Source organism: Arcobacter caeni, from assembly GCF_003063245.1.
GTDB lineage: Bacteria > Campylobacterota > Campylobacteria > Campylobacterales > Arcobacteraceae > Aliarcobacter > Aliarcobacter caeni.
In genome coordinates this window covers 1-25448 of record NZ_MUXE01000019.1, presented here as the reverse complement: position 1 = coordinate 25448, position 25448 = coordinate 1, and the positions used below count along the sequence as shown (strand labels likewise).

At 26.3% G+C, this 25448-nt stretch carries 28 protein-coding genes; 9 read left to right on the top strand and 19 right to left on the bottom strand.

From position 1 onward, the window contains the following. Positions 1 to 300 precede the first annotated feature (300 nt). The 10 genes from B0174_RS10745 to B0174_RS10700 form a co-directional block, all read right to left on the bottom strand. Entirely contained in the window at positions 301 to 684 is a 384-nt protein-coding gene (locus B0174_RS10745; RefSeq protein ID WP_228156455.1) for a PAS domain-containing protein, read from the bottom strand. A gap of 18 nt (positions 685 to 702) precedes the next feature. After that, entirely contained in the window at positions 703 to 2589 is a 1887-nt protein-coding gene (locus tag B0174_RS10740) for a methyl-accepting chemotaxis protein (RefSeq protein WP_108560709.1), read from the bottom strand. A 94-nt stretch (positions 2590 to 2683) separates the two neighbouring features. Further along, a complete protein-coding gene (locus B0174_RS10735; protein WP_108560706.1) occupies positions 2684 to 3370 on the bottom strand; it encodes a response regulator transcription factor in 687 nt (228 codons plus the stop codon). Further along, positions 3357 to 5906, bottom strand: coding sequence for an ABC transporter substrate-binding protein (locus B0174_RS10730; RefSeq protein WP_133174798.1), 2550 nt, complete (start codon positions 5904 to 5906; stop codon positions 3357 to 3359). Before B0174_RS10730 ends, B0174_RS10735 begins: the two co-directional genes overlap by 14 nt. Positions 5907 to 6089: 183 nt before the next feature. Then, positions 6090 to 7247: a multidrug effflux MFS transporter gene (locus tag B0174_RS10725; protein WP_108560700.1), complete on the bottom strand. Its 1158-nt coding sequence runs from the start codon at positions 7245 to 7247 to the stop codon at positions 6090 to 6092. Next, positions 7244 to 7672, bottom strand: coding sequence for a MarR family winged helix-turn-helix transcriptional regulator (locus B0174_RS10720; RefSeq protein ID WP_108560697.1), 429 nt, complete (start codon positions 7670 to 7672; stop codon positions 7244 to 7246). The genes B0174_RS10725 and B0174_RS10720 overlap by 4 nt, the downstream gene beginning before the upstream one ends. A gap of 62 nt (positions 7673 to 7734) precedes the next feature. Further along, the gene (locus B0174_RS10715) at positions 7735 to 8388 is read right to left on the bottom strand and encodes an HAD family hydrolase (protein WP_228156454.1); all 654 of its coding nucleotides are present in this window, start codon (positions 8386 to 8388) and stop codon (positions 7735 to 7737) included. Continuing rightward, positions 8378 to 9307: a TPM domain-containing protein gene (locus B0174_RS10710; protein WP_108560691.1), complete on the bottom strand. Its 930-nt coding sequence runs from the start codon at positions 9305 to 9307 to the stop codon at positions 8378 to 8380. The genes B0174_RS10715 and B0174_RS10710 overlap by 11 nt, the downstream gene beginning before the upstream one ends. Further along, positions 9304 to 9921 carry a TPM domain-containing protein gene (locus B0174_RS10705; protein WP_108560688.1) on the bottom strand — a complete coding sequence of 206 codons (618 nt, stop codon included), beginning with the start codon at positions 9919 to 9921 and terminating at the stop codon, positions 9304 to 9306. Before B0174_RS10705 ends, B0174_RS10710 begins: the two co-directional genes overlap by 4 nt. After that, complete coding sequence (locus B0174_RS10700) at positions 9921 to 10514, bottom strand: LemA family protein (RefSeq protein ID WP_108560685.1); 594 nt, start codon at positions 10512 to 10514, stop codon at positions 9921 to 9923. The genes B0174_RS10705 and B0174_RS10700 overlap by 1 nt, the downstream gene beginning before the upstream one ends. A gap of 230 nt (positions 10515 to 10744) precedes the next feature. Here B0174_RS10700 and B0174_RS10695 point away from each other — a divergent pair, with 230 nt between their 5' ends. The 3 genes from B0174_RS10695 to ung all read left to right on the top strand — a co-directional run bounded on the left by B0174_RS10695 (position 10745) and on the right by ung (position 14523). Next, positions 10745 to 12391 (top strand): acetolactate synthase large subunit, encoded by a 1647-nt coding sequence (locus B0174_RS10695; RefSeq protein ID WP_108560681.1) that lies wholly within the window; start codon positions 10745 to 10747, stop codon positions 12389 to 12391. Positions 12392 to 12409: 18 nt separating this feature from the next. Beyond that, positions 12410 to 13801 (top strand): aldehyde dehydrogenase family protein, encoded by a 1392-nt coding sequence (locus tag B0174_RS10690; RefSeq protein WP_108560678.1) that lies wholly within the window; start codon positions 12410 to 12412, stop codon positions 13799 to 13801. Positions 13802 to 13875: 74 nt separating this feature from the next. Continuing rightward, a complete protein-coding gene (gene ung, locus B0174_RS10685; protein WP_108560675.1) occupies positions 13876 to 14523 on the top strand; it encodes a uracil-DNA glycosylase in 648 nt (215 codons plus the stop codon). A 4-nt stretch (positions 14524 to 14527) separates the two neighbouring features. Here the strand turns inward: ung and B0174_RS10680 are convergent, their stop codons facing one another. After that, on the bottom strand, positions 14528 to 14875 hold the full coding sequence (locus tag B0174_RS10680) for a nitrous oxide-stimulated promoter family protein (protein WP_108560672.1): 348 nt from the start codon (positions 14873 to 14875) through the stop codon (positions 14528 to 14530). Between the two features lie 114 nt (positions 14876 to 14989). Between B0174_RS10680 and B0174_RS10675 the strand changes: the two genes are divergently transcribed. The 5 genes from B0174_RS10675 to B0174_RS10655 all read left to right on the top strand — a co-directional run bounded on the left by B0174_RS10675 (position 14990) and on the right by B0174_RS10655 (position 18266). Further along, positions 14990 to 15637 (top strand): Crp/Fnr family transcriptional regulator, encoded by a 648-nt coding sequence (locus B0174_RS10675; protein WP_108560667.1) that lies wholly within the window; start codon positions 14990 to 14992, stop codon positions 15635 to 15637. Positions 15638 to 15692: 55 nt separating this feature from the next. Next, on the top strand, positions 15693 to 16043 hold the full coding sequence (locus B0174_RS10670) for a ComEA family DNA-binding protein (RefSeq protein ID WP_108560664.1): 351 nt from the start codon (positions 15693 to 15695) through the stop codon (positions 16041 to 16043). Positions 16044 to 16122: 79 nt separating this feature from the next. Then, a complete protein-coding gene (locus B0174_RS10665) occupies positions 16123 to 16551 on the top strand; it encodes a YchJ family protein (protein ID WP_108560661.1) in 429 nt (142 codons plus the stop codon). Then, a complete protein-coding gene (locus B0174_RS10660; RefSeq protein ID WP_108560658.1) occupies positions 16548 to 17288 on the top strand; it encodes a YaaA family protein in 741 nt (246 codons plus the stop codon). Before B0174_RS10665 ends, B0174_RS10660 begins: the two co-directional genes overlap by 4 nt. 9 nt (positions 17289 to 17297) lie before the next feature. Then, positions 17298 to 18266: a zinc transporter ZntB gene (locus B0174_RS10655; RefSeq protein WP_108560655.1), complete on the top strand. Its 969-nt coding sequence runs from the start codon at positions 17298 to 17300 to the stop codon at positions 18264 to 18266. 17 nt (positions 18267 to 18283) lie between these two features. Here B0174_RS10655 and B0174_RS10650 read toward each other — a convergent pair whose 3' ends face one another. The 6 genes from B0174_RS10650 to secG form a co-directional block, all read right to left on the bottom strand. Further along, positions 18284 to 20089, bottom strand: a complete 1806-nt coding sequence (locus B0174_RS10650; protein WP_108560652.1) for a mechanosensitive ion channel family protein — start codon at positions 20087 to 20089, stop codon at positions 18284 to 18286. Positions 20090 to 20102: 13 nt separating this feature from the next. Continuing rightward, positions 20103 to 21191: an MFS transporter gene (locus tag B0174_RS10645; protein WP_108560649.1), complete on the bottom strand. Its 1089-nt coding sequence runs from the start codon at positions 21189 to 21191 to the stop codon at positions 20103 to 20105. Next, entirely contained in the window at positions 21191 to 21670 is a 480-nt protein-coding gene (locus tag B0174_RS10640; RefSeq protein WP_108560646.1) for an RDD family protein, read from the bottom strand. The genes B0174_RS10645 and B0174_RS10640 overlap by 1 nt, the downstream gene beginning before the upstream one ends. Continuing rightward, complete coding sequence (pyrE, locus tag B0174_RS10635) at positions 21670 to 22278, bottom strand: orotate phosphoribosyltransferase (RefSeq protein ID WP_108560642.1); 609 nt, start codon at positions 22276 to 22278, stop codon at positions 21670 to 21672. The genes B0174_RS10640 and pyrE overlap by 1 nt, the downstream gene beginning before the upstream one ends. Before the next feature lie 2 nt (positions 22279 to 22280). Then, positions 22281 to 22838, bottom strand: coding sequence for a ribosome recycling factor (frr, locus tag B0174_RS10630; RefSeq protein ID WP_108560639.1), 558 nt, complete (start codon positions 22836 to 22838; stop codon positions 22281 to 22283). A 94-nt stretch (positions 22839 to 22932) separates the two neighbouring features. Next, positions 22933 to 23295 carry a preprotein translocase subunit SecG gene (gene secG, locus B0174_RS10625; protein WP_108560636.1) on the bottom strand — a complete coding sequence of 121 codons (363 nt, stop codon included), beginning with the start codon at positions 23293 to 23295 and terminating at the stop codon, positions 22933 to 22935. Between the two features lie 107 nt (positions 23296 to 23402). Here secG and B0174_RS10620 point away from each other — a divergent pair, with 107 nt between their 5' ends. Next, positions 23403 to 24098 (top strand): methyltransferase domain-containing protein, encoded by a 696-nt coding sequence (locus B0174_RS10620; protein WP_108560633.1) that lies wholly within the window; start codon positions 23403 to 23405, stop codon positions 24096 to 24098. On the opposite strand, the gene B0174_RS10615 is transcribed toward B0174_RS10620, so the two are convergent. Further along, on the bottom strand, positions 24050 to 24457 hold the full coding sequence (locus B0174_RS10615) for a thiamine-phosphate pyrophosphorylase (protein WP_108560630.1): 408 nt from the start codon (positions 24455 to 24457) through the stop codon (positions 24050 to 24052). The two genes, B0174_RS10620 and B0174_RS10615, sit on opposite strands and share 49 nt — an antisense overlap. 38 nt (positions 24458 to 24495) lie before the next feature. Further along, positions 24496 to 25194 (bottom strand): Bax inhibitor-1/YccA family protein, encoded by a 699-nt coding sequence (locus B0174_RS10610; protein ID WP_108560627.1) that lies wholly within the window; start codon positions 25192 to 25194, stop codon positions 24496 to 24498. Between the last annotated feature and the right edge of the window lie 254 nt (positions 25195 to 25448).

Sequence of the window (25448 nt, the reverse complement as noted above, 5' to 3'; positions counted from 1 at the left end):
TTTTGCAATATAATTTAGTTTTATATTCGAAGTATTTGTATGATAAATTTTATCAGTAAAAGTACCAGTGGCCATTTTTTCAGTTACGAGTAATAACTCTCCAAAAATTTGTAACTCTTCATTTTGTTTTTGATTTAGTGTATTAAATATTGAATTAAATTTATTTAGAATTTCTTGATTTAAACCCTTTTGAGATTTATCTAACTCTGGTAGAGTATTTATTTCATGATTAATATAAGATTCTAAAATATCTAAAATAGTAATAATTTTTTTATTTTTATTTCTAAACATTTTAACTCTTTAATTTAATGTTGAATAAAGTTTTAGAGCATCTGCTATTTCTTTATCTGTGGGTTTTATTCTAATTGATATATATCTTAATTCACCATTTACTTTTTTTGAAGGATATGCTGTTGCATTTACCCAATAAAATCCACCATTTCTTGTTTTATTTTTAACTATACCTTTCCAAACTTTTCCTGTTTCTACAGTTTCCCATAAGTCTTTAAATGCAGCCTTTGGCATATCTTGGTGTCTCACAATATTATGTGGGTTTCCTACTAATTCTTCTTGTTTATAACCAGCAATTTTACAAAAATCTTCATTCGCAAAAGTTATAATACCTTTTGCGTCAGTTTCTGTAACAATAATGTCATTTATTGACATCTTTATCTCTTTATTCAAAAAAACTCTTTCTATTTTTTAATTATGTTTCTTAGCATTATGTGCAGTTTTTGTAGATGATTCTACATTTCTGGCTTTTACTTCATTTTTACCTTTGAACTCTTTTTCATCAGCACTACTTACAACTAATTTTGCTATTTCATCAGTTAAAACTGCCACATCATGCGTTTGTGACGCTACCATTGCATTTTGTTGAGTTTGTTGGTCAAGTTGAGTTACTGCGTCATTTATTTGTTCAATTCCAAGTAATTGCTCTTTAGATGCATTTTGTATATCTGCAATTAGGTTTATAGTTTGAGAAATATTTTCATTTAATTGTTTATATCCATCTATCATATTTCCAGCTATTTCTTTACCTAAATTCGCTTTTACTGTAGCATTTTGAACTAAATCTTTTATTTCTTTGGCTGCATCTGCACTTCTTGATGCTAAGTTTCGCACTTCAGCTGCTACAACTGCAAATCCTTTTCCTGCTTCTCCAGCAGTTGCTGCTTCTACGGCTGCATTTAATGAAAGAATATTTGTTTGGAATGCTATTTGGTCAATTACTGTAATTGCTTCATTTATTGCTGTAACTTGTGCATTTATTTCATCCATTGAAACATTTGTTTGATTCGCTAGTTTTTCGCCATGAGTAGCAGATTGGGTAACATTATTAGAGAAATTTGCCATTTTTGCAATACTCTCTGTGTTATGTCTTATATTACTTGTGATTTCTTCTAAAGCTGCTGCTGTTTCTTCTAAAGAAGTAGCAGCTTCATTTGAAGAGATATTTAATTTATCTACATTTGCTAATAAAACATTTGAACTCTCATCAAGTGTTAAACCATTTGATTTATTTTCAACCAACATTTCCGTAATTGAATCTCCAAGAGTATTTACTCCATTTGCAAGTTTTAATAAATGTTCTTTTATGTTTTTTGTTGAGATTTTATTTAAGTAATGATATTGTGAATACTCTTCTAAAACATGAAGAACATTATCGATATTTAATTCAAGATTATCAGCCATTTTATTTAATACATTTTTTAATTGCATTAAAGCAGGATTTGAAACATTTATATTTAGTCTTTGGCATAAATCACCTTGTTCAAATTCACCTAAAACACTAATCGTTTCATCTATTAATTTTCTATCTTCTTCAATACCTTTTTTAGTTTTAGTGATATTTTCATTTACAACTTTTGACATTTCTCCAAATTCATCTTTAGAGCTATCATCAAGCAATGAAACATCGTTGATTTCTCTATTTAAATAACCAAAAAATGTAAGTAAACCATTTTTAAACTCATTTAATGAATTGATAACAATATTTGAAATAAATACTGAAATTAATATAAAAATTACAATAGATATAAAAGCAAGAATAGTTAAAGTAGTATCCAATAAACTAAAAGCTTCATCTCTTAATTCAACTGCACTAGTATTTATTTCAACAATTTTATCTTCTAATTTTAAACCAATTTTAGCCATTTCTGATATTTGATTTTTTATTTGGCTTGATTCAATAACTTCACCATTATTAAAATCAAGAATTCTTTTTTCTGAAAAACTTTTAAAACCATCTATGTATTCTTTTGAAAATACTAAAATCTCGTCAATTAATCCTCTGTTTTTTTCAGTAACTAATGTTTTTTTCAGTTCTAAAACATCATGATCTAATTCGTTAAAATTTTTAAGAACAATTTGTTTATTTGCCTCACTTGGATTTCTTAAAAACTGGTAAATAGAGATTCTACCCTTTAAAAGTCCTTGGACAAATGCATCAGTAGTAATTGCTACAGAATTTCTTGTATTCGCCATATTGCTATAATGTTTATATACAAATGCCGAAATTACTACAATTAGCACAAATAAAATGGGAAATAAAAACAACTTTTTCTTTGTATTTAGATTCTTTAACATGAAGTACCTTTTCATAAAATTTAATATATGAATAGTAGTACAAATATATATGTAAAAAATGACAAAAAATAATACTTAAAAATTAGATTTTCTATTATTTTAAATGATAACCCTTGTTATAAATATTTTCAATAAAGAAATTATTATTACCAGTTAAGTTATTAATTTTTCTTTTTAATCTAGAAATTAATTGAATAATTGAATTGTCTTTGATGTCGCTATTTAAAAATATATAGTCATGTATATCTTCTGGCGTAAAAAACCTAAAATCATATTGTATAAATAAATCAATAAGTGCTATTTCATTTTTTGTTAAAGGAATTCTTTGATTAGCATAAAAAAGTTCTTTTTTTTGTTTATTCCAAATGAATTCTTCACTTAATATTTTTGTATTAGAGTTTTGGCACTCTAGTAAGAAATCTTTTTTATATTTGGTAATAGCATTAATTAACTCATCAACTTTAAATGGTTTTATAAGATAAGAAAAAGCATGAAGATTTATTGCTTGTAATAGATTTTCTTTATCGCTGTATGCGGTTAGAAAAATAATAGGAATTTTTTTATTTATTTCTCTTATTTTTGCAGCAACCTTTAATCCATTTATTTTTGGAATATTAATATCTAATATAATAATATCTGGCTTCTTTTCTTCAAAAAGTTCTAAAGCTTTTTCTCCATCTTTCGCAATTGTAATTTCATTAAAATGTCTTTTAAGAAAGAAATCTATATCTTCAATAATTTCTTCATCATCTTCAACATATAATAAATTAAGATTTGTCATTTGTATTTTCCTTTTTTATGGTAATTTTAAAATTTGTATAGATGTCTTGTGAATAAACATCTAACTTTCCACCAATACTCTCTTCTATAATCATTTTTGCCATATATAACCCAATTCCTGAACCCTCATTTTTAAACTTTGTTGTAAAATATGGTTCAAAAATCTTATCTATTATCGTAGATGAAATACCACCTGCATTATCTCTTATTAGTAAGGTTATATGATCCTCTTTGTCAAAAGTAAAAATATCAATATATTTATTGTTATTTTCTACAGTTTTAAAACAATCTATTGCATTTTCTAAAATGATTAAAATTACTTGTAAAAACTCATTTTCAAAAGTATAAAGATTGATTTTTTTATTTATTTCTAAATAAAAGCATATATTGCTATCTTTATTTTGTATTAAAGAAATAGCTTTTTTGATTAAAGCATATAGGTTAAAACTATTTTTTTCTTTATTTGGATGAAAAAAGTTCATAAAATCTTCTATTGTATTTGACATATAATTTATATTTTTATTGATATGAAATATCTTTTTATCAATTAATTCTTTGTGTTCCAAAATATGTGAGTTTTCTTTTAATAAATCTTCTATTACTTGAACTGATAAATTTATTCTATTTAAAGGTTGTCTCCATTGATGAGCAATATTATTTATCATTTCACCCATGGAAGCCAATTTTGTTTGTTTAAATAAAATTTCATCTTTTTGTCTATTTTTCAAACTCTCTTCTAAAACTCTTTTTTCTAAATAAGTATTTGATTTCTGGATTCTATTTTTTAAAATATATTCCCTTACATAAATAATTGTAAGTAAACTAATGATTGAAAAACAAGTTATTAAGATTATTATTAAGGATTTGTGATTTTCATTTTGTTTATATTTAAAAGTACTAAAATTGTTTTGGATTAATTCTTTTTCTTCTTTTGAAATATTTTCAATAACTTTATTTAAAATTTCTTCTAATAAATAATTATCTTTTCTAATTGCAAAAGATATATCAGTCTTATAGTCAAAATTTCCAGTAATATTTAGGTCTTCATTATAATATTTTTGTAGATTATAAATTACATCGGCAATATTTCCAACATATCCATCTGCATTATTTGCCAAAATTTGTTGAAATGCAAATCTAGCTGTTGGTGTTTCATAAATTTTTGAATATGGATAATCGGCTTTTAAGTTAGCAGCTAATTTTTCATTATTTGAGATAAATATCTTTTTATCTTTTAGTTGTTCAAAATTTGTAATAAATGAATTTTTTTTTGAGCTTATATAAACAAAAGGCAATTCCAAATAGGGTTTTGTATATAAAACTTCACTATTTTTATCTCTATTTTGAATAGTTGAAATAAAATCACAATCATGAGTTTTTAGTTTTAAAAATCCTTCTTCTAAATTATTTATTGCCACTAACGCTAAATTTACATCAAGCTTTTTTTCTATAATTTTTATATATTCAGAGGTTATTCCTATTAGATGACTATCTAAAAAACTTTCATAGGGAAGAAAACTATCTCTAACACATATCTTTAAAGTATCTTTATTTTTTAAATATTTAGATTCTTCTGTATTTAAAGTGGGTTTATATTCATCAAAAATAAAATCTAAAGGATTGTCTTTTCCCTCAAAATAACCCAAAATACGATAAATATCATAAATTCGAATTAATTTATTTTTATCAATATTTCCAAGAGTGTTATTTTTATAATATGATAATTTTTTTAGTTCGTTAGCTTCAAAAAGAAGTTCTTTTTTTGATAAATTCTGACTATTGTATTTTTCTAAAATAAGATCTACTGTTTCATCAATATTATTATATGCATATTCCCAGCCTTTTAAAGATGCATTTTTAAATGCAATTACTTTATTTGTATCTTTTTTAATAAGTTCACTACTTGTAAACAAAAAATCACTATATAAATCAAAGCCGTAATCTTTTGGAGCAAAAATATTAAAAGGAATATTTTTTTCTTCTAAAATAAAAGGAAATTTTGAAATATATGCACTTATAATATCTGTTTTATTATCTATTAAATCTTCTATATTATGGGAATGTTTTAAAATCTGTTTTGATTCCATATTAATATTATTAGATAAAAGAATGGCTTTTACAGAAGCTTGACCAGCATCGTTTTCTGATAGCATAATTTTTTTATCTTTAAAATCTTTTATAGAATTTATATTTGAATCTTTTTTTACTAGTAAAATAAGTGGTGAGATTTGAAATAAAGGGAAAAGAGCAACAATATTATGAAAAGTGTTTATTTTTTCTGGAATTAAAGTTTCTCTAGCTATTCCAAAATCAACTTTTCCAACACTAACATCTTTTGTGACATTTATGTCAAAATCATAATTTTTTATTTCTACATCAAGTCCCGCTTCTTTGTAAAAACCTTTTTCTTTTGCGATATAGTAACCTGCAAATTGGAATTGGTCAAACCATGAGAGTTGCAAAACAGTTTTTTCAAGATTTTTATTTGCGAATAAAATAAGAGGTATGAAAATCATAAATATAAAATATCTAAACAATATTAAAAATTATCCTTCCAAGTAATAAGAATTAAGATTATTCATTTTATCTTAGAATAATATGTGAAAAATGACATAATAATTTTAAAATGAGAATTAATGAAGTAAAGAAAGGAATAATAACAGCTAAGTTGCTAAAAACTACTTAAGTATAGAGTAAAAGGTATAAAAGAACTTAATCTTTTATACACTTTTATAAGTGCTCATTATAAAATAAGCCAAAATTGAAATTATACAAATAGCTACACCAATTGGAAAAAAAGTTGCATCATGGAAACTAAGTGCAATAGAAGAAATAATTGCTCCTAAGCCAAATTGTAAAACTCCTATAACACCAGATGCAACTCCTGCATTTTTCGGAAAATGTTCTAAAGTTAATGCCATACAATTCCCAAAAATAAAAGCCATCATACTCATGTATGAAGCTATTAAAATTACAGTTAAAACAAGAGTTATATTTTCATAATTTAAAGCAAATAATCCTCCTGAAATTACTTGTACCAAAATTGCGATTTTTATTAGTTCAACGGGACTATATTTTTTTAATAATATTAAATTTACTTTTATCATTAGCATTAAAACTATAAAATTAATTCCAAAGAAAAAAGGAAAATAATCAGTTGGGATTTTAAAATATTCTATATAAATAAATGATGTTTTTGCAATAATTATAAAAAAACCACCAAAACTAAATCCTAAAACAAGCATTGCTTTTAAAGCTAATTTGTGACTTAATACAGATTTAAAAGATTCAATTACATTTTGTTTTGAGTAAACAAAACTCTCTTCTAAATCTTTATAGATAAAAAATGCAACAAGCAAAGAATAAACTGTTAAAAATATAAAAACAGCTTTCCATGAATAAAAGTGAATAATAAATGCACCAATTGCAGGTGCTATTAAAGGTGCAAAACTTCGTACCATTCCAATAAGTGCAAATACTTTTGCAGCTTCTTTTCCATGAAATCTATCTCTTACGGCTGCTGCTGCATTTACAACTACAATTCCTCCAAAAAAGGCTTCAAAAAATCTGAAAAACCATAATTCATAAATAGTAGTACTAAAGATTATTACAAAACTAAAAAAAGCAAATCCTAAAAGTCCAAAAACAGAACTCTTTTTTCTTCCATATTTATCAGAAAGTGGTCCACCGAATATTTGACCAACTGAAAATCCTATTAAAAATATAGACAAAGATAACTCAATTTTTTCAATACTCACATTAAATGCATTTGCAATATCAGGGATTGAGGGAATATATGTATCAACTCCCATTGGAGCTACAGAGGATAAAACTGACAAAAGAATAATTAGATATAAGTGATTAGTGCTTTTTCTCATGATATTTCTTCTACGCTTAGAGCTATTTTTTCAAGAAGATTTATAAGAGTATTTAATTCATCATCTTTTAATTTTGAAGAAAATCTTGTTCTAAAATCTTTTACACAAGCTGAAGATTCACATAAAATGTTTTCACCATTGGGTGTAATTTCAATTAAGTTTGTTCTTTTATCTTTTTGAGTTTTTTTAATAAAGCCTTTATTCTCTAAAGTATTTAAAGTTCTACTAATTGTAGTTTTGTCTTTTGCTAAAATATTTGCTATTTTTGTTTGAGTTACATTTTCTTCATATTTTATAATTTCTAAAGTTGCTCTTTGTTCAGGAGCGATATTATAAGATTGAAGTAACTGAGTATATTTATTATTTATTTTATTTGCGGTTTGGTTTATTTTAAAACCAATTGATTTTTCTAATTCATAAGACATATTAATCCTTTAATTGTATATGCAATAGTTGCATATACAACCTTTAAGAAAGATTAAAAATCTTAGCTGTGTATTACTTTCAAAATATCCAAAGGATGTTTTACAATAAAATCAGCACCATTTGTTAAAAGTTCTTCTTCATCTCTAAATCCCCATAAAACACCAATTGCTTTCATCTTTGCACTTTTTGCTGTTTGCATATCAACCATTGTATCACCTACAAAAAATATTTCTTCGCAAGGAATATTAAGTGCAGTTGCAATATTTATTGCACCAATTGGATCAGGTTTTCTAGGGATTTCTTTTTTTTGCCCATGAACTTCAATAAAACCATAATCTTTAAATAAATAATCCACATAAGCAACTGTGAAATCATGAGGTTTATTTGATAATACTGCTAAATTATAATTAAGCTTTTTAAGTTCATCTAATAACTCATAAATTCCCTCGTAAGGTTTTGTATTTGTATGAAGTTTTTGGTCATACTCTTTTTTAAAACCTTTTAAAACTTCATTTTTAATCTCTTGAGATGAACCTTTTAATGCATTTTCAACTAAAACATCAACACCACTTCCGACAAAATATTTATAATCTTTTATTTCATAAATAGGAAGATTTAACTTTTCTAAAACTTTATTCATACATACAGCAATATCCTCAATAGAATCTATAAGTGTTCCATCTAAATCAAATATTATTGTTTTTTTACCAGCCACCACTCGCTCCTCCTCCACCAAAACTTCCTCCTTTACCTGAAAAATCTCTACTAATTGAATTAACACCTTTCATAATGTCTCCTACTTTATCTAAAACTTCGTCAAGATTTTTAGAGTTCATAGAATTATTTGAATATTCATTTATCAAAAGATTGTTAAAACTTTTTATGCTTACATAACTAATTATAAAAATAAAAACAAAAATAGCAACTGAAAGTATTAAATAGTATTCTGTAAATCCTTTTGAAATTAAAAATACTAAGAATCCTAAAAAAGAAGAATTCATTAATGATTTTGAAGTTTTATAAAAAAATAGATTTTTTGTTTTTCTTGAAATAGAGTTTGCAAACATTGACAAAAACATTAAGGCAAAAAAAATCAAAGGGATAAAAAAAGCTAATTTATCGTTATTGGAAAAATCTCCTGTATCAATTTTTGGACTATATTCACCTTGAATAGATAAAATAATTTCATTAACTGCTTTTAAAACTCCCAATTCATACTGTTTTGCTTTAAAATTTGGCATTATTGTATAATTTATAATTTCATGAGAAATTTTATCCGTTAACGCACCTTCTAATCCATAACCAACTTCAATACGGATTTTCTTTTCATCCATCGCAATTACAAGCAAAACGCCATTATTTTTTTCTTTTTGTCCAATTCCCCAATATCTCCCAAGTTGATATGAATAATCTTCGATTTCATAACCATGCAATGATTCTAAAATAACAACAACAATTTGATTTGTTTTTCTTTTTTCATGGTCTTTTAAAATAGAGTTAATATCATTTTTCATAGCAGGTGATAATAAATTTACTTGATCAATTATTCTTCCATCTAATTTTGGAAAATATTGCGTAATATCAGCATTTAAAAAAGAAAAGATAAAAAGTAAAATTAATATGATTTTTTTCATTTTAACTCGATTACATTATTTGGAAGTTCGTTTACATCATCTGTTTTAATAGGAAATTTCTCAATTAAAATAGAACTACAAGCTACAATAGCTTTTAAATAACCATTTAATAGCTGATTATCTTTTATATCACTTATAAATTCATCTACAATACTTTGCCAATGACTATTTGGAATACTTTTAGATATTTCTTCATCTACAACTATTTCTACATATTTCTCATCAAAACTTACAAAAAACATTAGTACTTGTTTTGATTTAGTTTTATGTAGTTGCAAATTATAAAACTGATTATGGGCATTTCTTGAAGCTACTTGATATTTATAATTTTTAGGAAGTATTTTTAAAAAAAAGCTTTTAAACTTTTCAGCAAAAACATAAATACCAATAAATACTAATAATTGTATTTGAATTAATTCAAATGCAGTTTTAAAAGAAATAAGTAATAATAAAAATGAGACAAAAAATAAACTAAAAACAGCAAACATTGAAGAGGCTAATTTGTAATTTCCGCTTCGTTTCGTAACAACTGCTACAAGTTCTGTAGAACTTAATTTTTCAAGATTTTCTATCTCTTTTGAAATAAGTTCTTTTTCTTTATTACTTAAAATCATTAGAATTTAACTTTTGGAGCATCTTGCTCTTCAACGCTAGCACTAAAAGTTTCTTTGATTTTGGCTTCTGGATGAACAAGAGAAGCTACAAGTTTTCCAGGCATAGTTCTCAATTCCAAGTTATAAAGTTTTACAGCTTCAATAAAATCTTTTCGTGCAACTGTAATTCTATTTTCAGTTCCCTCAAGTTGTGATTGAAGAGCCATAAAATTTTGATTTGCTTTTAGCTCTGGATATTTTTCCACAACAACCATAAGTTTTGATAAAGCACTTGAAAGCCCTGTTTGAGCATTTGAGAATTGTTGCATAGCAACTGGATTATTTAATGTATCAGCATTAATATTCATTTGTGAAACTTTACTTCTAGCTTCTGTAACTTCTGTAAAAGTGCTTTTCTCATGTTCTGCATAAGCTTTTACAGTTTCAACTAAATTAGGGATTAAATCAGCTCTTCTTTTATATTGATTTTGAACTTGTGACCATTTTTCATTTACATTTTCATCAAGTTTTGGAACATTATTGTAATTTGAAATTATCAAATAAATCAAAGGAACGATAATCGCAAGAATAATTAAGATAAGAATCTTTTTCATATTTGACCTTTTTAAGATTTACATCATAGTATAAGAAATATCATTAATTTGATATAAAGTATTACACAATAAGATTATTATATTAAGCAGTAATAAACTATAATCACTTTTGTGTAAAAATATACACAAATTTTTATTTTTTTGATAATCGATAGAATATAAACAATTTTTTAATAGATGTTGAATATGATTATCAATAATTTTTTTAAAATCAAAACGGAGTATATAAAATGAATGCATCAGAATTATTTGTAAAAGCATTAGAAAACGAAGGTGTTGAATATATTTTTGGAATTCCAGGTGAAGAAAATCTAGATTTTCTTGACGCACTTAGAACTTCAAATATTAAACTAATATTAACAAGACATGAGCAAGGTGCTGGATTTATGGCGGCTACTTATGGAAGATTAACAGGAAAAGTTGGAGTTTGTTTATCAACTCTTGGCCCTGGAGCTACAAACTTTGCAACAAGTGCTGCTTATGCACAACTTGGTGGAATGCCAATGATGATGATTACGGGACAAAAGCCAATCAAAAAATCAAAACAAGGTAGATTTCAAATCATCGATATCGTTGGTATGATGAAACCTATGACTAAATATGCAAAACAAGTTGTTAATGGAAATAATATTCCATCAATGGTAAGAGAAGCATTTAAAATAGCTACAACTGAGAGACCAGGTGCTGTTCATATTGAATTACCTGAGGATATTGCAGCTGAAGAAGTTGAATTTAATATTTACCCAGTAAAAGAGTTCAAATATCCAAAAGCTGGAAAAGATACTATTGCAGATGCAGTAAAAATGATTGAAAATGCAAAAAGACCACTATTATTAGTAGGTGCTGGTGCAAATAGAACAAGAATTGGAACGGCATTAACAGATTTCGTAAATGAAACTGGAATTCCATTTTTCTCAACTCAAATGGGAAAAGGTGTTATTGATGAAAACCATAAACTTTGTTTATCAACAGCAGCACTTTCAAAAGATGATTTTATTCACTGCGCAATTGAGCGAGCTGATTTAATTATCAATGTTGGACATGATGTTATTGAAAAACCACCATTTTTTATGGAAAATACACCAGATGCTACAAAAGTTATCCATGTTAACTTTTCACCATCAGATGTAGATGATACATATTTCCCACAACTAGATGTTATTGGTGATATTGCTTCAAATGTTACAAGTTTAACAACAGCTATTTCTCCTCAAGAACATTGGGATTTTGACTATTATATTAGAATGGTTGATGAAATTAAAACACATTTAAATAAATACTTTGGAGATACAAGATTCCCAATCTTACCTCAAAGAGCTGTAAGAACTATTAGACAAACATTAGCTGCTGAAGATATTGTAACACTTGATAATGGTGTTTATAAAATCTGGTTTGCAAGAAACTATAGATGTGCTCAACCAAATACATTATTACTTGATAATGCATTAGCAACTATGGGTGCGGGACTTCCTTCTGGAATGGCTGCAAAAATGGTAAATCCTGATAAAAAAGTTGTTGCTGTTTGTGGTGATGGTGGATTTATGATGAACTCTCAAGAGATGGAAACGGCTGTTAGATTAGGTATTGATATAACTGTAATTATTTTAAATGATAATGCTTATGGAATGATCAAATGGAAACAAACAGGAATGGGATTTGAAACATTTGGTTTAGATTTAGGAAATCCTGATTTCGTTAAATATGCAGAAGCTTATGGTGCTCATGGTTACAGACCAACATCTTGTGAAGATTTTGCAGAAACTTTAGAAAAATGTGTAAACAGTAAAGGTGTACATTTAATTGATTTAGCAGTAGATTACTCTTTAAATCACGCAATTTTAAATGATTTATTAGCTAAAAAACAATGTTTAATATAAAAATTTGAAAGGCAAGATATGAGTATGATAGAAGTAACATCACCATTTGACGGGAAAGTTGTTGGAACTGTAAAATTTAGTACATTTGAAGAAGTTGAAGCAGCTATTGATTTAGCTAGTAAAACTTTTTTAGACACAGCTAACTGGTTACCAAGATACAAAAGAGTTGAGATTTTAGAAAATGTAATGAAAATTATGTCTTCTCAAGTTGAAGAGCTTACAATCCTTTGCGCAAGTGAAGGTGGGAAGCCTTATATTGACTCAAAAGTTGAAATTTTAAGAGCTATTAATGGTATTAAAATTGCTATTGAACACCTAAGTGTTTATGAGGGTAAAGAAATAGCAATGGGACATACAAGTACAAGTGCAAATAGAATGGCTTATACTTTTAAAGAACCAATTGGTGTGGTTGCTGCAATTTCTGCATTCAATCACCCATTTAACTTAGCAGTTCACCAAGTTATTCCAGCTCTTGCTGTTGGTTGCCCTGTAATCATTAGACCAGCAACACAAACTCCTATGAGTGCGATTAGATTAGTTGAAATACTTGAAGAAGCTGGACTTCCAAAAGGTTGGGCTCAAGCAGTTGTTTGTGATAGAAAAGGAGGAGAATTATTAGCTACATCTCCAAAAACTAATTTCTTAACATTTATTGGTTCAGGTCCTGTTGGTTGGTACTTAAATTCAAAAGTAAGTCCAGGAACTAGAGTTGCTCTTGAGCATGGTGGAGTGGCACCTGTTATTGTTGAAGCTGATGCTGATATTCATGATATGATTCCAGCACTTGCAAAAGGTGGTTTTTACCATGCTGGACAAGTTTGTGTTTCTGTTCAAAGAATTTATGTTCAAGAATCAATTTTTGACGAAGTTGCAAATAAATTAGCAACAGTTGCATCAAAATTAGTTGTTGGTGACCAATTAGATCCAAAAACTGAAGTTGGACCACTTATTAATCATGATGAAGTAAACAGAGTTGAAGAATGGGTAAATGATGCAATTGCAAAAGGTGCAAAAATTTTAACAGGTGGAAAAAGAATAGGAAATTCTTGTTTTGAACCAACTGTTATTTTAAATCCAAGTGAAGATGCAATTGTTTCTCAAAAAGAAGTATTTGGACCAGTTGTTTGTATTTATTCATACAAAACTTTTGATGAAGCACTTTCAAGAGCAAATTCATTAGAAGTATCTTTTCAAGCAGCAGTATTTACAAAAAATATTGATACAGCTTTAAAAGCTGTAAAAAGATTAAACGCAACTGCTGTTATGGTAAATGATCATACTGCATTTAGAGTAGATTGGATGCCATTTGGAGGAGCTAGAGTTTCTGGACTTGGAATGGGTGGAATTCCTCATTCTATGGAAGAAATGTCAAATGAAAAAATGATGGTGATTAAATCACCTGTTTTATAAAAAATAGCAAAGTTTGTAAAAGCTAAGGTTTTTTGACCTTAGCTTTTTTTATTTCAAAAAATAATAGGATAATTATGACTTGGGAAGAAATTATTGAAAATGAAAAACAAAAACCTTATTATCAAAGTTTAAAAAAAGAAATTGATAAAAGATATGAAACAAGTATAGTTTTTCCAGAAAAACAAAATATATTTAAAGCTTTTTCTTTATCAAAAATTGAAGATTTAAAAGTTGTGATTTTAGGGCAAGATCCATATCATGGTTTGGGACAAGCCCAAGGATTATCATTTTCAACACCAAAAGAGATAAAAAATCCACCATCAATGATGAATATTTTAAAAGAAATAAAAGATGATTTACAAAGAGATTCTATTTGTACAAATGGAGATTTAACTCCTTGGGCAAAAGATGGAGTATTACTTTTAAATACAATTTTGACGGTTGAAGAATCACTTCCAAAATCTCATCATAAATTAGGTTGGGAAATTTTTACAGATAATATTATTAAATATATAAGTGAAACTTGCGAAAATGTAGTTTTTTTACTTTGGGGAAGTCCTGCTATTTCTAAAGCAAAATTAATTGATACGAAAAAGCATCATATTTTAAGTGCGCCACATCCAAGTCCACTTTCATCATATCGTGGCTTTTTTGGATGTAAACATTTTTCGAAAACTAATGAAATATTAAGAAGTTTAGGAAAAAAAGAGATAAATTGGTAAAATGCTATGAAAAAATATTTGAAAGTCTATTTTTTACTTTAGAAAGAGATAATTTCATTGCTGAATAAATCATCATTTTAGCCATATTTTTCCACTGAGGTTTTTCATAACATGGATTTGGACATTTTCTACATCTAGGTTTTATTTCATGTGGACATTGCTGAAGTCTTGAAAATGAGTAGTTTATAGATTCTGTACACTCTTTGCATAAACTCAATTCGATATTAAAAGGATTTGATTTATATTCAAGGGTAATATTTTTTGTTTCTTGGTCTCCATGTTTATTGTGACAATAAGTTTCAAAAAAGTTTTTTAAGGTATTTATTTCTATTTCAAATTTTTCATTAGTCATGATTTTACTCTTTTTTAAAGTTAGGATAATAAGTATCCTATTTAACTTAATTTTTAATATTTTTACATAAAACACGGAAATAGACCTTGACAACAATCAATAAAAAGGCAAATTGTGGAAAAAACTGGATTAGAAGATTTTTATTTTTTTAGTTTCCTAAAAGAAGAAGAGCTTGTTAGATTAAAAGAAATAAGTGTAAAAAAATATTTCAATAAAGATGAAATTCTTTTTTATAAAGGTGATGAAGCTAAATATTTGCATTTATTAATAAAAGGTATCGCAAAACTTTATACATATGACCACAAAGACAATGAAGTAATAATTCATAATCTAATGGCACCGTCGTTAATTGCTGAGATTGTAAACTATGAAGAGATGAGATTTCCTGCAAATTGTTCATTTGAAACCAAAGCTGAAGTGTTATTGATAGATTATGAAAAGTTTAAAAAAGAGTTTTTATTAAAACCAGAAATTTCAATATTTTTTATAAAATCATTAACAAAAAAAATAAAAGCATTAGAAAGTTTCATAAATTATAATATAAGTTCAAATAGTATAGAAAAAATCGCAAAATTTTTAGTTGATAACGAATCAATCTTAATAAATTTAAAACAAGTAAAAATTGCTCAAATATTAAATATTACACCAGAAACTTTTTCAAGAAAACTCGCAAAATTAAAAAATGAGAAAGTTATACAAAATGAAAATGGGTATATAAAAATTTTGGATTATTCAAAATTAAAACTTTACATTAATAATTAATATTTTTTAAAATTATTTTGTTATAATAATCAAAACCATTCTAAAAGGAAAAAAAATGAAAAGATTAGTTGCGTTATTAATGTTATGTTGTTCTTTTTTGTTTGCAGAAATTAATTTACAAACAGCATCAAAACAAGAGTTAATGAGTGTAAAAGGTATTGGTGATAAAAAAGCTGATCAGATTATCGAATACAGAAAAACGAATACAATCACAAAAGCTGATGATTTAAAAAACATCAAAGGTTTTGGCGATAGTATTGTTGGAAATGTAAAAGATGCAAATCCAGTATCAAAAGAAAAAGTGAACAAAAAAGTTGAAGATAAAAAAGATGAGAAGAAAAAAGAATTAAATGGTGCAGTTGATAAAAAAATCGAAAAAGCTACAAATTTAGTACCTAAATTTTAATCTAAATGAGGATTTTCCTCATTTTAGATTTTTACTTCATTTATGATAGAATCCTTGAAAATTCTAAATAAGGTTCTATTTGAAGTTCTCACCAAATGATATTTGTCCTTGTGGCTCTACGAAAAAATATAAAAAATGTTGTAAACCTTTTCACGATAAAATTACTTTCCCAAAAACTGCACTTGAACTAATGAAATCAAGATTTTGTGCATTTGCAGTTTTAAATGCTGAATATATAATCTTTACAAGCCATGAAAATAATCCTGATTTTATAAATGATTTAAAATCTTGGAATGAAGATATTTTGGATTTTTCTAAAAATACAAGCTTTAATAAATTAGAAATTATAGATTTTGTTGATGGTGAAGTTGAAAGCTTTGTAACATTTAAAGCTACTTTATTTCAAAATAAAATTGATATTTCATTTATAGAGAAAAGTAGGTTCTTAAAAGTAGAAGGAATTTGGAAATATGTTGATGGACAATTTATTGATGAAGGAAAAGAATGAAAATACTATTTTCTCCAAGTGAGACAAAAATCGTAGGTGGAAATGATATTTCTTTTGATAAAAATAGTTTTATATTTCCTATACTTTTTGAAAAAAGAATGGAAATTGTAAAACAATATAATGATTTTATTTTAAATGCTTCAAAAGATGAGTTAATAAAACTTTTTGGAACAAAAAAAGAAGATGTAATAGCACAATATTCACAAGATTTATTTAAAACACCTACAATGAAAGTAATTCAAAGATATGATGGAGTTGCTTTTGATTATTTAGAGTATTCAAAATTAAAAGAAGATGAAAAGTTTTATATTGATGAAAATGTTTTAATTTTTTCAAATTTATTTGGAGTTTTAAAAGCGGGAGATTTAGGACTTCCTGATTATAAACTAAAGCAAAATGAGACATTTAATAATCTAAAAATTGAAAAATTTTATAATGATAATTTTTCAAAAGTTTTGGATGAATATCTAAAAGATGAAGATATTATTGATTTAAGAGCTGGATTTTATGAAAAGTTTTACAAAATAGAAAAACCATATACAACAATGAAATTTATAAAAGATGGAAAAGTAATAAGTCATTGGGCAAAAGCTTATAGAGGAATTATTTTAAAACTTATTGCTCAAAATAGTATTAAAACTATAGATGAATTAATGAATATGCAAGTAGAAAATTTAAGAATCGAAGAGATAAAAAAACAAAAAATAAAAACAGAAATTGTGTATTCAATTATTTAAAGGTCAAAGATGATAAAAAAACCAGTAATTGCTTTTTTGCTTGATAAAAAAGGTGGAGCTATTGAGTTAAGTTATGAAGAATTAAATACAGTTGACAGAAATGGAAAAATTTTATGGGTACATTTTGATTATTCAAGTTCTGAAGCAGTTGATTGGATTACAAATAAAAGTGAAATAGATTCTATTGCAATTGATGCTCTTTTAACGGAAGAAACAAGACCTAGAACGACACTTTTAAATGATTCAATATTAATTGCACTAAGAGGTGTAAATTTAAATCCTAATTCAAAGCCTGAAGATATGGTTTCTATTAGATTATATATTTCTACTCACTTGATAATAAGTACAAGAAAAAGAGATATTTTATCTGTTTCAGAAATAATTGATATTTTAAAAAAGGGAATTGGACCAAAAAGTTCTTCAGAGTTTTTAACGGAATTGATTTATAGAGTAACTGATAGAATGGAAGATGTTATAAATCAAATTGAAGATAGAACGAACTCTTTAGAAGAAAATTTGATAGATTCAACAGATCTGAAATTTAGAAATGAAATATTATCAGTAAGAAGAGAAATAATTATACTAAGAAGATATTTATTCCCTCAGAAAGAGGCTTTAAACAAGCTATATAACGACAAAATTACTTGGATAAATGAATATGAAAGAATTGAAATAAGAGAGACTAATGACCAACTCATGAGACATATTGAAGAGCTTGATACAATTAGAGATAAAATTTCATTAATTCAAGAAGAATTAGCAAATTCATTAAGTGATCAAGTGAATAAAAAAATGTATATTTTATCTATTATTTCAGCAATATTTTTGCCACTTACCTTTTTAACTGGACTTCTGGGAATAAATATAGGTGGGATTCCAGGTGCTCAAAATGATAATGCTTTTTATATATTCTCAATAATTTTAATTATGGTAACAAGTGTGCAATTTTATATTTTTAAAAAGAAAAAATGGCTTTAAAAAGTAAGAAAAAAGATCTAAATCTTTCTTCTTACATGTACATCCATTTGTGGGAAAGGCATTTCGATACTGTTTTCTTGTAAAGTATTATAAATAAATATTAAAAAATCAGACATTGAAGAAGAACCAACTCCATCTTCATTTGGATTTTCGCTTATCCAAACAAGTAATTCAAAATCTATTGAACTATTCCCCATTAAAGTCATTCTTACTTTTGGTGATTTTTCCAAGTTATTTTTTATATAAATTAAATTACTTTTTGCCAATGACTCTAAAATTGTATGAATTACCTCTTCAATATTAGAACCATAAGCAATACCAAAAGGAACATGAAGTCTTCTTACATCATCTGAAAATGTGAGATTTATAACATTTCCTTGGATTAAAGTTGCATTTGGAATGATAATATCAATATTATCGAAAGTAGTAATTACACTACTTCTCATATTTATTTGATTTACTTTTCCTCTTAAACCTGATCCAATTTCTATAATATTTCCAACTTGAATAGATTTTTCAAAAATTAGAATTATTCCTGAAATGAAATTTGATACAATATTTTGTAAACCAAACCCGATACCAACTGATAAAGCCCCAACTAAAATTGTAAGAGAAGATAAGTCAATTCCAACGGATTTTAAACCAAATACAAAAGTCATTGCAACTAAAAAGTAATATCCAAGATTTGCTAACATCGTTCTTGTGGCAATTGAAGTACTTCTTAGATAATGTGTTCTTGCATTTGTAATTCGTTTTTTATAAAAAGTTGCAACCGAAAAACCAAAAATAAAGATTAAAAAGAATTTTGTAATAGCTAAAATAGATATTCCATCACCAATTGGAATAATAGGATTATTTATTTCAGTCCAACCAAATTTTATAATATCAATAAAACTTTGTTTTGTATCTGCAAAAGTAGTTTTTGTAACGCCTAATCTTTCTCTTGATAAATATTTAAAAAGTTCAGTTAATGATTCATAATTTGCTTGATTGTTTCCTATAAATATTTGTAATTCATTATATAAGTTAAAATAAGTAGATTTTTTCTCTTTTAATAAGGGTAATAATTCTTCAATTTTTAAGTAAACAATTTGATTTATTAACTTTGATTTATCAACCTTTAATTGTTCAATCTGTAAATCAAGTACTTTAATTTTTCCATCATTCTCAGTTATTTTTGCTTTATCATAAGAAAGGGATAATCTTTTCTCATCTTTTATTAAGTCATTAAAACTATCAAAAGATTTATCAAGTCTAGCTTTTAGATTTGTATTGACATTAGGTTCAACATTTTCCAAACTATTTAGTAAGATCTTTTTAAAATTTGTAAGATATTTTGTATACTCATCAAGAGTGGATTTATTTTGGATATTTCTTAGTTTATAGTATGAGTATAATAACTGCGAATTAATTGCAATAATTTCTTCTTTATTAGACAGCTTTTCTATTTGTTCTTCTAAAAGATTCATTTTATTATTGTTGTCATTGAATTCATTTTTTACTGAATTAAAACTGTCAACACTTTTTATATACTCTTTTACTTGTTCAATATATGTTTCTGCTGAACTTATATCTTCAATATTTTGAAAAACAAAAGTATTTTCTTCTTTTATTATTGATTGAAGTTTTTTTAGTAACAAAAGCTGATATTCAACTTGTTCTTTATCTTCAGGAGATAAAGAATTTTTAATAGAAGTGATTTTTTTTGTTTGATCAGAATAAACTTTTTCTAAACCTTCTTTTGTACTATCGTACCAACTTTTATCAATGCTTAATGCAAATGAAGTTGATATTAAAAATATAATTAAGAATATAATTCTCATGTTCTCTCTTTTATTAAATTAGTTTTTTATTTTTTATAAAGTAAAGAGAGATTAAAGATAATAGTGAAAATAAAGCACTAAAAATAAATAAAAACTCTCCATAAACAGCACCAGTAACAATAGCTCCTACAAATCCACCAAGACCATAAGCCACTCCATACATAAACTGTTGAGCTAACTTTTTATTTTCATATAAACTATATAAATAAATAATTACAGAACTATGATAAAGTCCAAATGAGAAAGCATGAATTGATTGAGTGAAAAATGTCACACCCAATGAATCAGGATATAAATATAATAATATCCATCTTAAAGTCGTAATTGTAACACAGAATTTTATGATTGTTAGTAGATTATTTTTTAAAAGTGGAGCTTGGAAATATAACATCAAAATTTCACAAATAACTCCAAAAGACCAAAGATATGAAGTCATTTCAAGACTCATCCCGTGTTGTGTTTCGTATATTGTAAAAAAGTTGTAAAAAGCACCAAAACTTATTTGCATAAAAAATAGACTCATCCAAAAAGACCAATATTTTAGAAATGAGAAAGGTTCACTACTTTGCTTCATTTTATGTTCAACATCATATTTCAGTAAAGAAATAGCAAAAATCACAGTCAAAATATTTAAAATTAAATAATAATGAATTGCAATATAAGGTTGAGTTAGAAATTTTGCTAAAACTAAAGAAATTATCATAAAACCAATAGAACCAAAAAGTCTTGATTTTCCATACTTTTCTTTTCCAAGAGTTGAAATAGCTGTAACTTCTAAATATGGCAAAATCAAAGATAAACAAACTCCTAAAAGAGCATTATTAATCATAAATAAATAAAAGTTTTCAATTGTCAAATAAAAAGATGCAGATGAAATAACAGATAAATAAAGAGCAGTTTTGAACATTTTTTGGTTTAATTTAATATGTTTTAAAAACAGAAAAGGAGTTAAAAATCTCATCAAAGGTGCAAGTGCTAAAACAATACCAATATCAAAAGTACTATATCCAATATCCCGAAGTACTTTTGGTAAAAATATTACATAAACTCCAACTGCTGCAAAATAAAAAAAATAAAATGCCGATAAGTTAAAGAATAACATTATTTATCGTTGATAATAATAGTATTTGAAAGAATATCCTGAAAAGTTTTTTTATCTTTATTAAAAAAAGGAGTAAAAAGTAAAAAGATTGATACAACTGCAACTAAAGTTGTAATGTATCTAACAAGAACTTGAATAACAGAAACTCTTTGTTTTGTTAAGTTATCAACAAGTTTTATATCATAAGCTTTAAGCCCTGGAGTTTGACCATTTTTTAACCAAAAAATTAAGATTAAAATTGAATGAACAAAAAATATAATTCCCCAACCCATTGTTCTATTTTGAGAAAATTCTTCACCACTACCCATAATTAGATATATAACTATATAAAGTATAGGAGTAGTGATTAAAAAAGTATCTAATAAAAAAGCTTTAAGTCTTGATGGAAGAGATGCCACATCACTTTTAGGTGATTTTATTTTAGAGTTCGATTTTTCTTCTAAAACTCTATTTTGTTTTACATCTCTCCATTTTGCCATTAGTTTCCTCTACTACCTGGTTTATAGGCAATAGAACCTTCTTTACACATAGGGCAATTATCAGGAGCATACATTTCAAATGCAAAATCTTCAAGTGCAAAAAGTGGTTTATCAAGTGGTAATTTACAGCTATCCTTAGGTTCTATTGTACTTCCAACTCTAGAACAAAATCCTCTGTTCGCAAGTGCGGCATAAGCTACAATATTCCCACCAGAATTTTCAACTTGTTTTGCAGCTTCTAAAGCGCTTCCACCAGTTGTAATTATATCTTCACAGATAATATAATTTTCGCCAGCTTTAACTTCAAAACCTCTTCTGATAACCATTTCACCCTCAGCTCTTTCTGCAAAAATAAATCTTACATCCAAAGCAGTTGCAAGTGCAAATCCAGCAATTAATCCACCAAGTGCAGGTGAACAAACAGCATCTACTTTTATTCCAGATTTTTTAATCTGAACAGCAAGTGCTTCTGCTAAAATTTTTGCAGTTTTTGGGTCTTCTAAAACCTTTGCAGATTGTAAATAAAATTGTGAATGATTTCCACTACTTAATTTAAAATGACCTTCTAATAATGCTTGTGCATCTTTGTATATTTGAGCTACATTCATAATTAAATCGTTCTTATTTCTTTTTCTTTTGCTTTTAAAGTCTCATCAGCTTTAACAACATAAGAATCAGTTATCTTTTGGATTTCATCTTGAGCTTTTTTATTTTCATCTTCAGTGATTAATTTATCTTTTAGAAGATTCTTTGCTTTTGTATTCGCATTTTGTCTAATATTTCTAATTGCAACTTTTGCATTATCAGTCATAACTTTTGCTTGTTTAACAGTATTTTCTCTTTGGTCAGTAGTCATTGGAGGGAAAAACAGTTTGATTACAACACCATCATTATTTGGATTAACACCAATATTTGCGGCTTGTAAAGCTTTATCTATAACACCCAAAAGATTTTTTTCCCATGGATTAATAACAATAGTTGTAGCATCTGGAGATAAAACAGAACCAACTTGACTTAAATCAGTCGGTGTTCCATAATAATCAATTTTAATACCATCTAAGATATTAGGATTTACTTTTCCAGTTCTTAAAGATTTGTAATCTTTTCTTAATGAGTCAATAGACTTTTCCATATGTTCTTTTGTTTGAGCATATATTTCTTCTAACATTCATTCTCCTTTATTATGATTAGTAATTTTTATTTAATTTTGATAAACAAAACAAAATAAATAGAAGTAAAATATATTTTACTTCTATTTAGTCTTATTTACTTTCAGGTGTTGACGAAACAGGAGCTGCCGTAGGAGCTGCTGGTGCTTGTGATTGTGATTGTGTTTGTGTAACAGGAATTGCTGGAATTAAAGAGTCTGTTTTTATTGAATCAACAGCACTTTTATTTCTTTGTTGATTATATAAATAACCTAAAGCAACAGTATTTATAACAAAAACTAAACCTAAGGCCATAGTTGCTTTTGTTAAGAAGTTTGCAGGACCTTTTGCTCCAAATAATGAGTCATTACTTCCACTATAAGCTCCAAGACCCATGCTTGAACTTTTTTGAAGTAAAACGATTATTGTTAATAATATGGCTAACACAAACTGAACGATTAAAAGTGTAGATGTCATTATCTATTTCCTTTTTTAAAAATGGTAGTTATTTTATCTAAAACTTATTAAAAATAAGTTAAAATGGATATTAAAGCACTTCCAAAGAAATTTTATAAAGAGTAAATTTGTCAGTTAAGAATCAATTTTCAAAATACGCAAAAGAGTATAAAAATCACAATATTATTCAACAAATTGTTGCTAAATCTCTGGTTCGTGAATTGAAAGTCCAACCAAAAAGAGTTTTAGAGTTAGGTTGTGGCTCAGGACAGGTTTATAATCATTTCTCTTGGGAAATAGATTTTTATAAAGCAATAGATTTTTCAGCATCAATGTGTGAGTTACATCCTAAGGATAAAAATATTGAAGTTAAATGTTTTGATTTTGATTCGAAAGAATTTTTAGATGAAATAAAAGATGATAGCTATGACATTGTTTTGTCATCATCTGCATTACAATGGTCAAAAGATTTGTCAAAAATCATAAAACATCTTTCATATATTACAAAAGAGATAAATGCAGTTTTATTTACATCAAATACTTTTAAAACTATACAAGAAATTACAAACACAAAATCTCCAATTTTAGATGAGAATTCAATAAAAGAAGCATTTTCAAAATATTTTAAATGTGAATTTGAAACAATTATGTATAAATTAGAATTCGATAATAAAAAAGACTTGTTTGATTATATTAAGAAATCAGGTGTAAGTGGAGCAAATGAAGCTTTAAATTTTAAAAATGCAAAAAAACTATATAAAGAATATAATCTAAATTATTTAGAATTTGAAGTTATTTTTATCAAAACCATTTCTAAATTATAAAGTTCATATCTAATATATTTAAAGTTTTCACTATCTTCTATAGATATAAGTTTACAAAATTCTTCTAGAACTCTTGAACTCTCTTGAGCTCTTTTAAAATTTGCAATTAATATAGAGTTTAAATCAGTTCTATTTTGTTCACTTTTAATAGAGCTTCTTAGTACATCATTTTTAACATCTCTTGTTTCAAGTAATTCTATATAATTAGTAAGTCTTGATAGATGCCTTAGCTCTTTTAACTTTAATGCCGTTTGTTTATCATTGTATACATATCTAAAAATATCTTCAACAACACGGATTCCCTCGCGTAATCTATTTAGATTTGCATCAATAAGTCTTAGGTAGTTTTCTTTTTTCATAAATAGTTTAAAACTAACTCAATTAAGAGTTAGTTTTATTATTTGTCATCACTATTCATAATTCCTAAAATTTGTAATAAAGATATAAACAAATTAAAGAAATCTAAATATAAAGATAATGCAGCTTCGATTGGTGAATCATAATTCCCTTTGATAATATTTTGTGTGTCATATAATATGAAAGCAGAAAATAATAAAGCACCAACACTTGCAATCACTAATTGCATCATTGAAGATTGAATAAAGATATTTGAAATACCAGCAACAATCATAATAATTAAAGCAATAAATAAAAATTTACCCATAACAGAGAAATCTCTTTTTGTTGTCATTGCAAACATTGAAATTCCACCAAATGCAACGGATGTCATTAAAAATGCTTGACCAACAATTGAAGCACCACCTGGCATTGCAAAAATTGAAGTTAATAATGGAGCGATTGTTAAGCCTGTAATAAATGTAAATACAAATAAAACAGCTAAATTAACACCTGGCATGTGTTTAGTTCTTGGAATAACAAAGAAAATTAATGCAAGCTCTACTCCAAATAAAACCCATTTCATTGGTCCCATCAATATTGAAACGATTCCTAATCCAATATAAGCACCAGCAGTTGAAGCTAATAAAGAACCAGCAAATAATTGATAAGTAGCTTTTAGAAAGCTCATTAACTGAACTTGTGATGATTCTTGTGTATATTGAGAAGATTGATTTGATAAGTAATCTCTATTGTACATATACTTTTCCTTTATAATTTTAATTTCGTAATTCTATATAATAGCATATATTGATTATAGATAACGATATAACCGAAATTTTATATTAAAAAAGTAAATAGAAGATTAATATAGAAGAAAAAGATTATCAAATAAATCTCAAAAGCAAACTCAAAACCCCATAGAAAGACAAACAGGAGACAAATCCAAAAATTTAAGCCAAATTTAAGCCAAAAGCTATTGACAAAGGGAAGGAAACCTATTATAATTCCCGT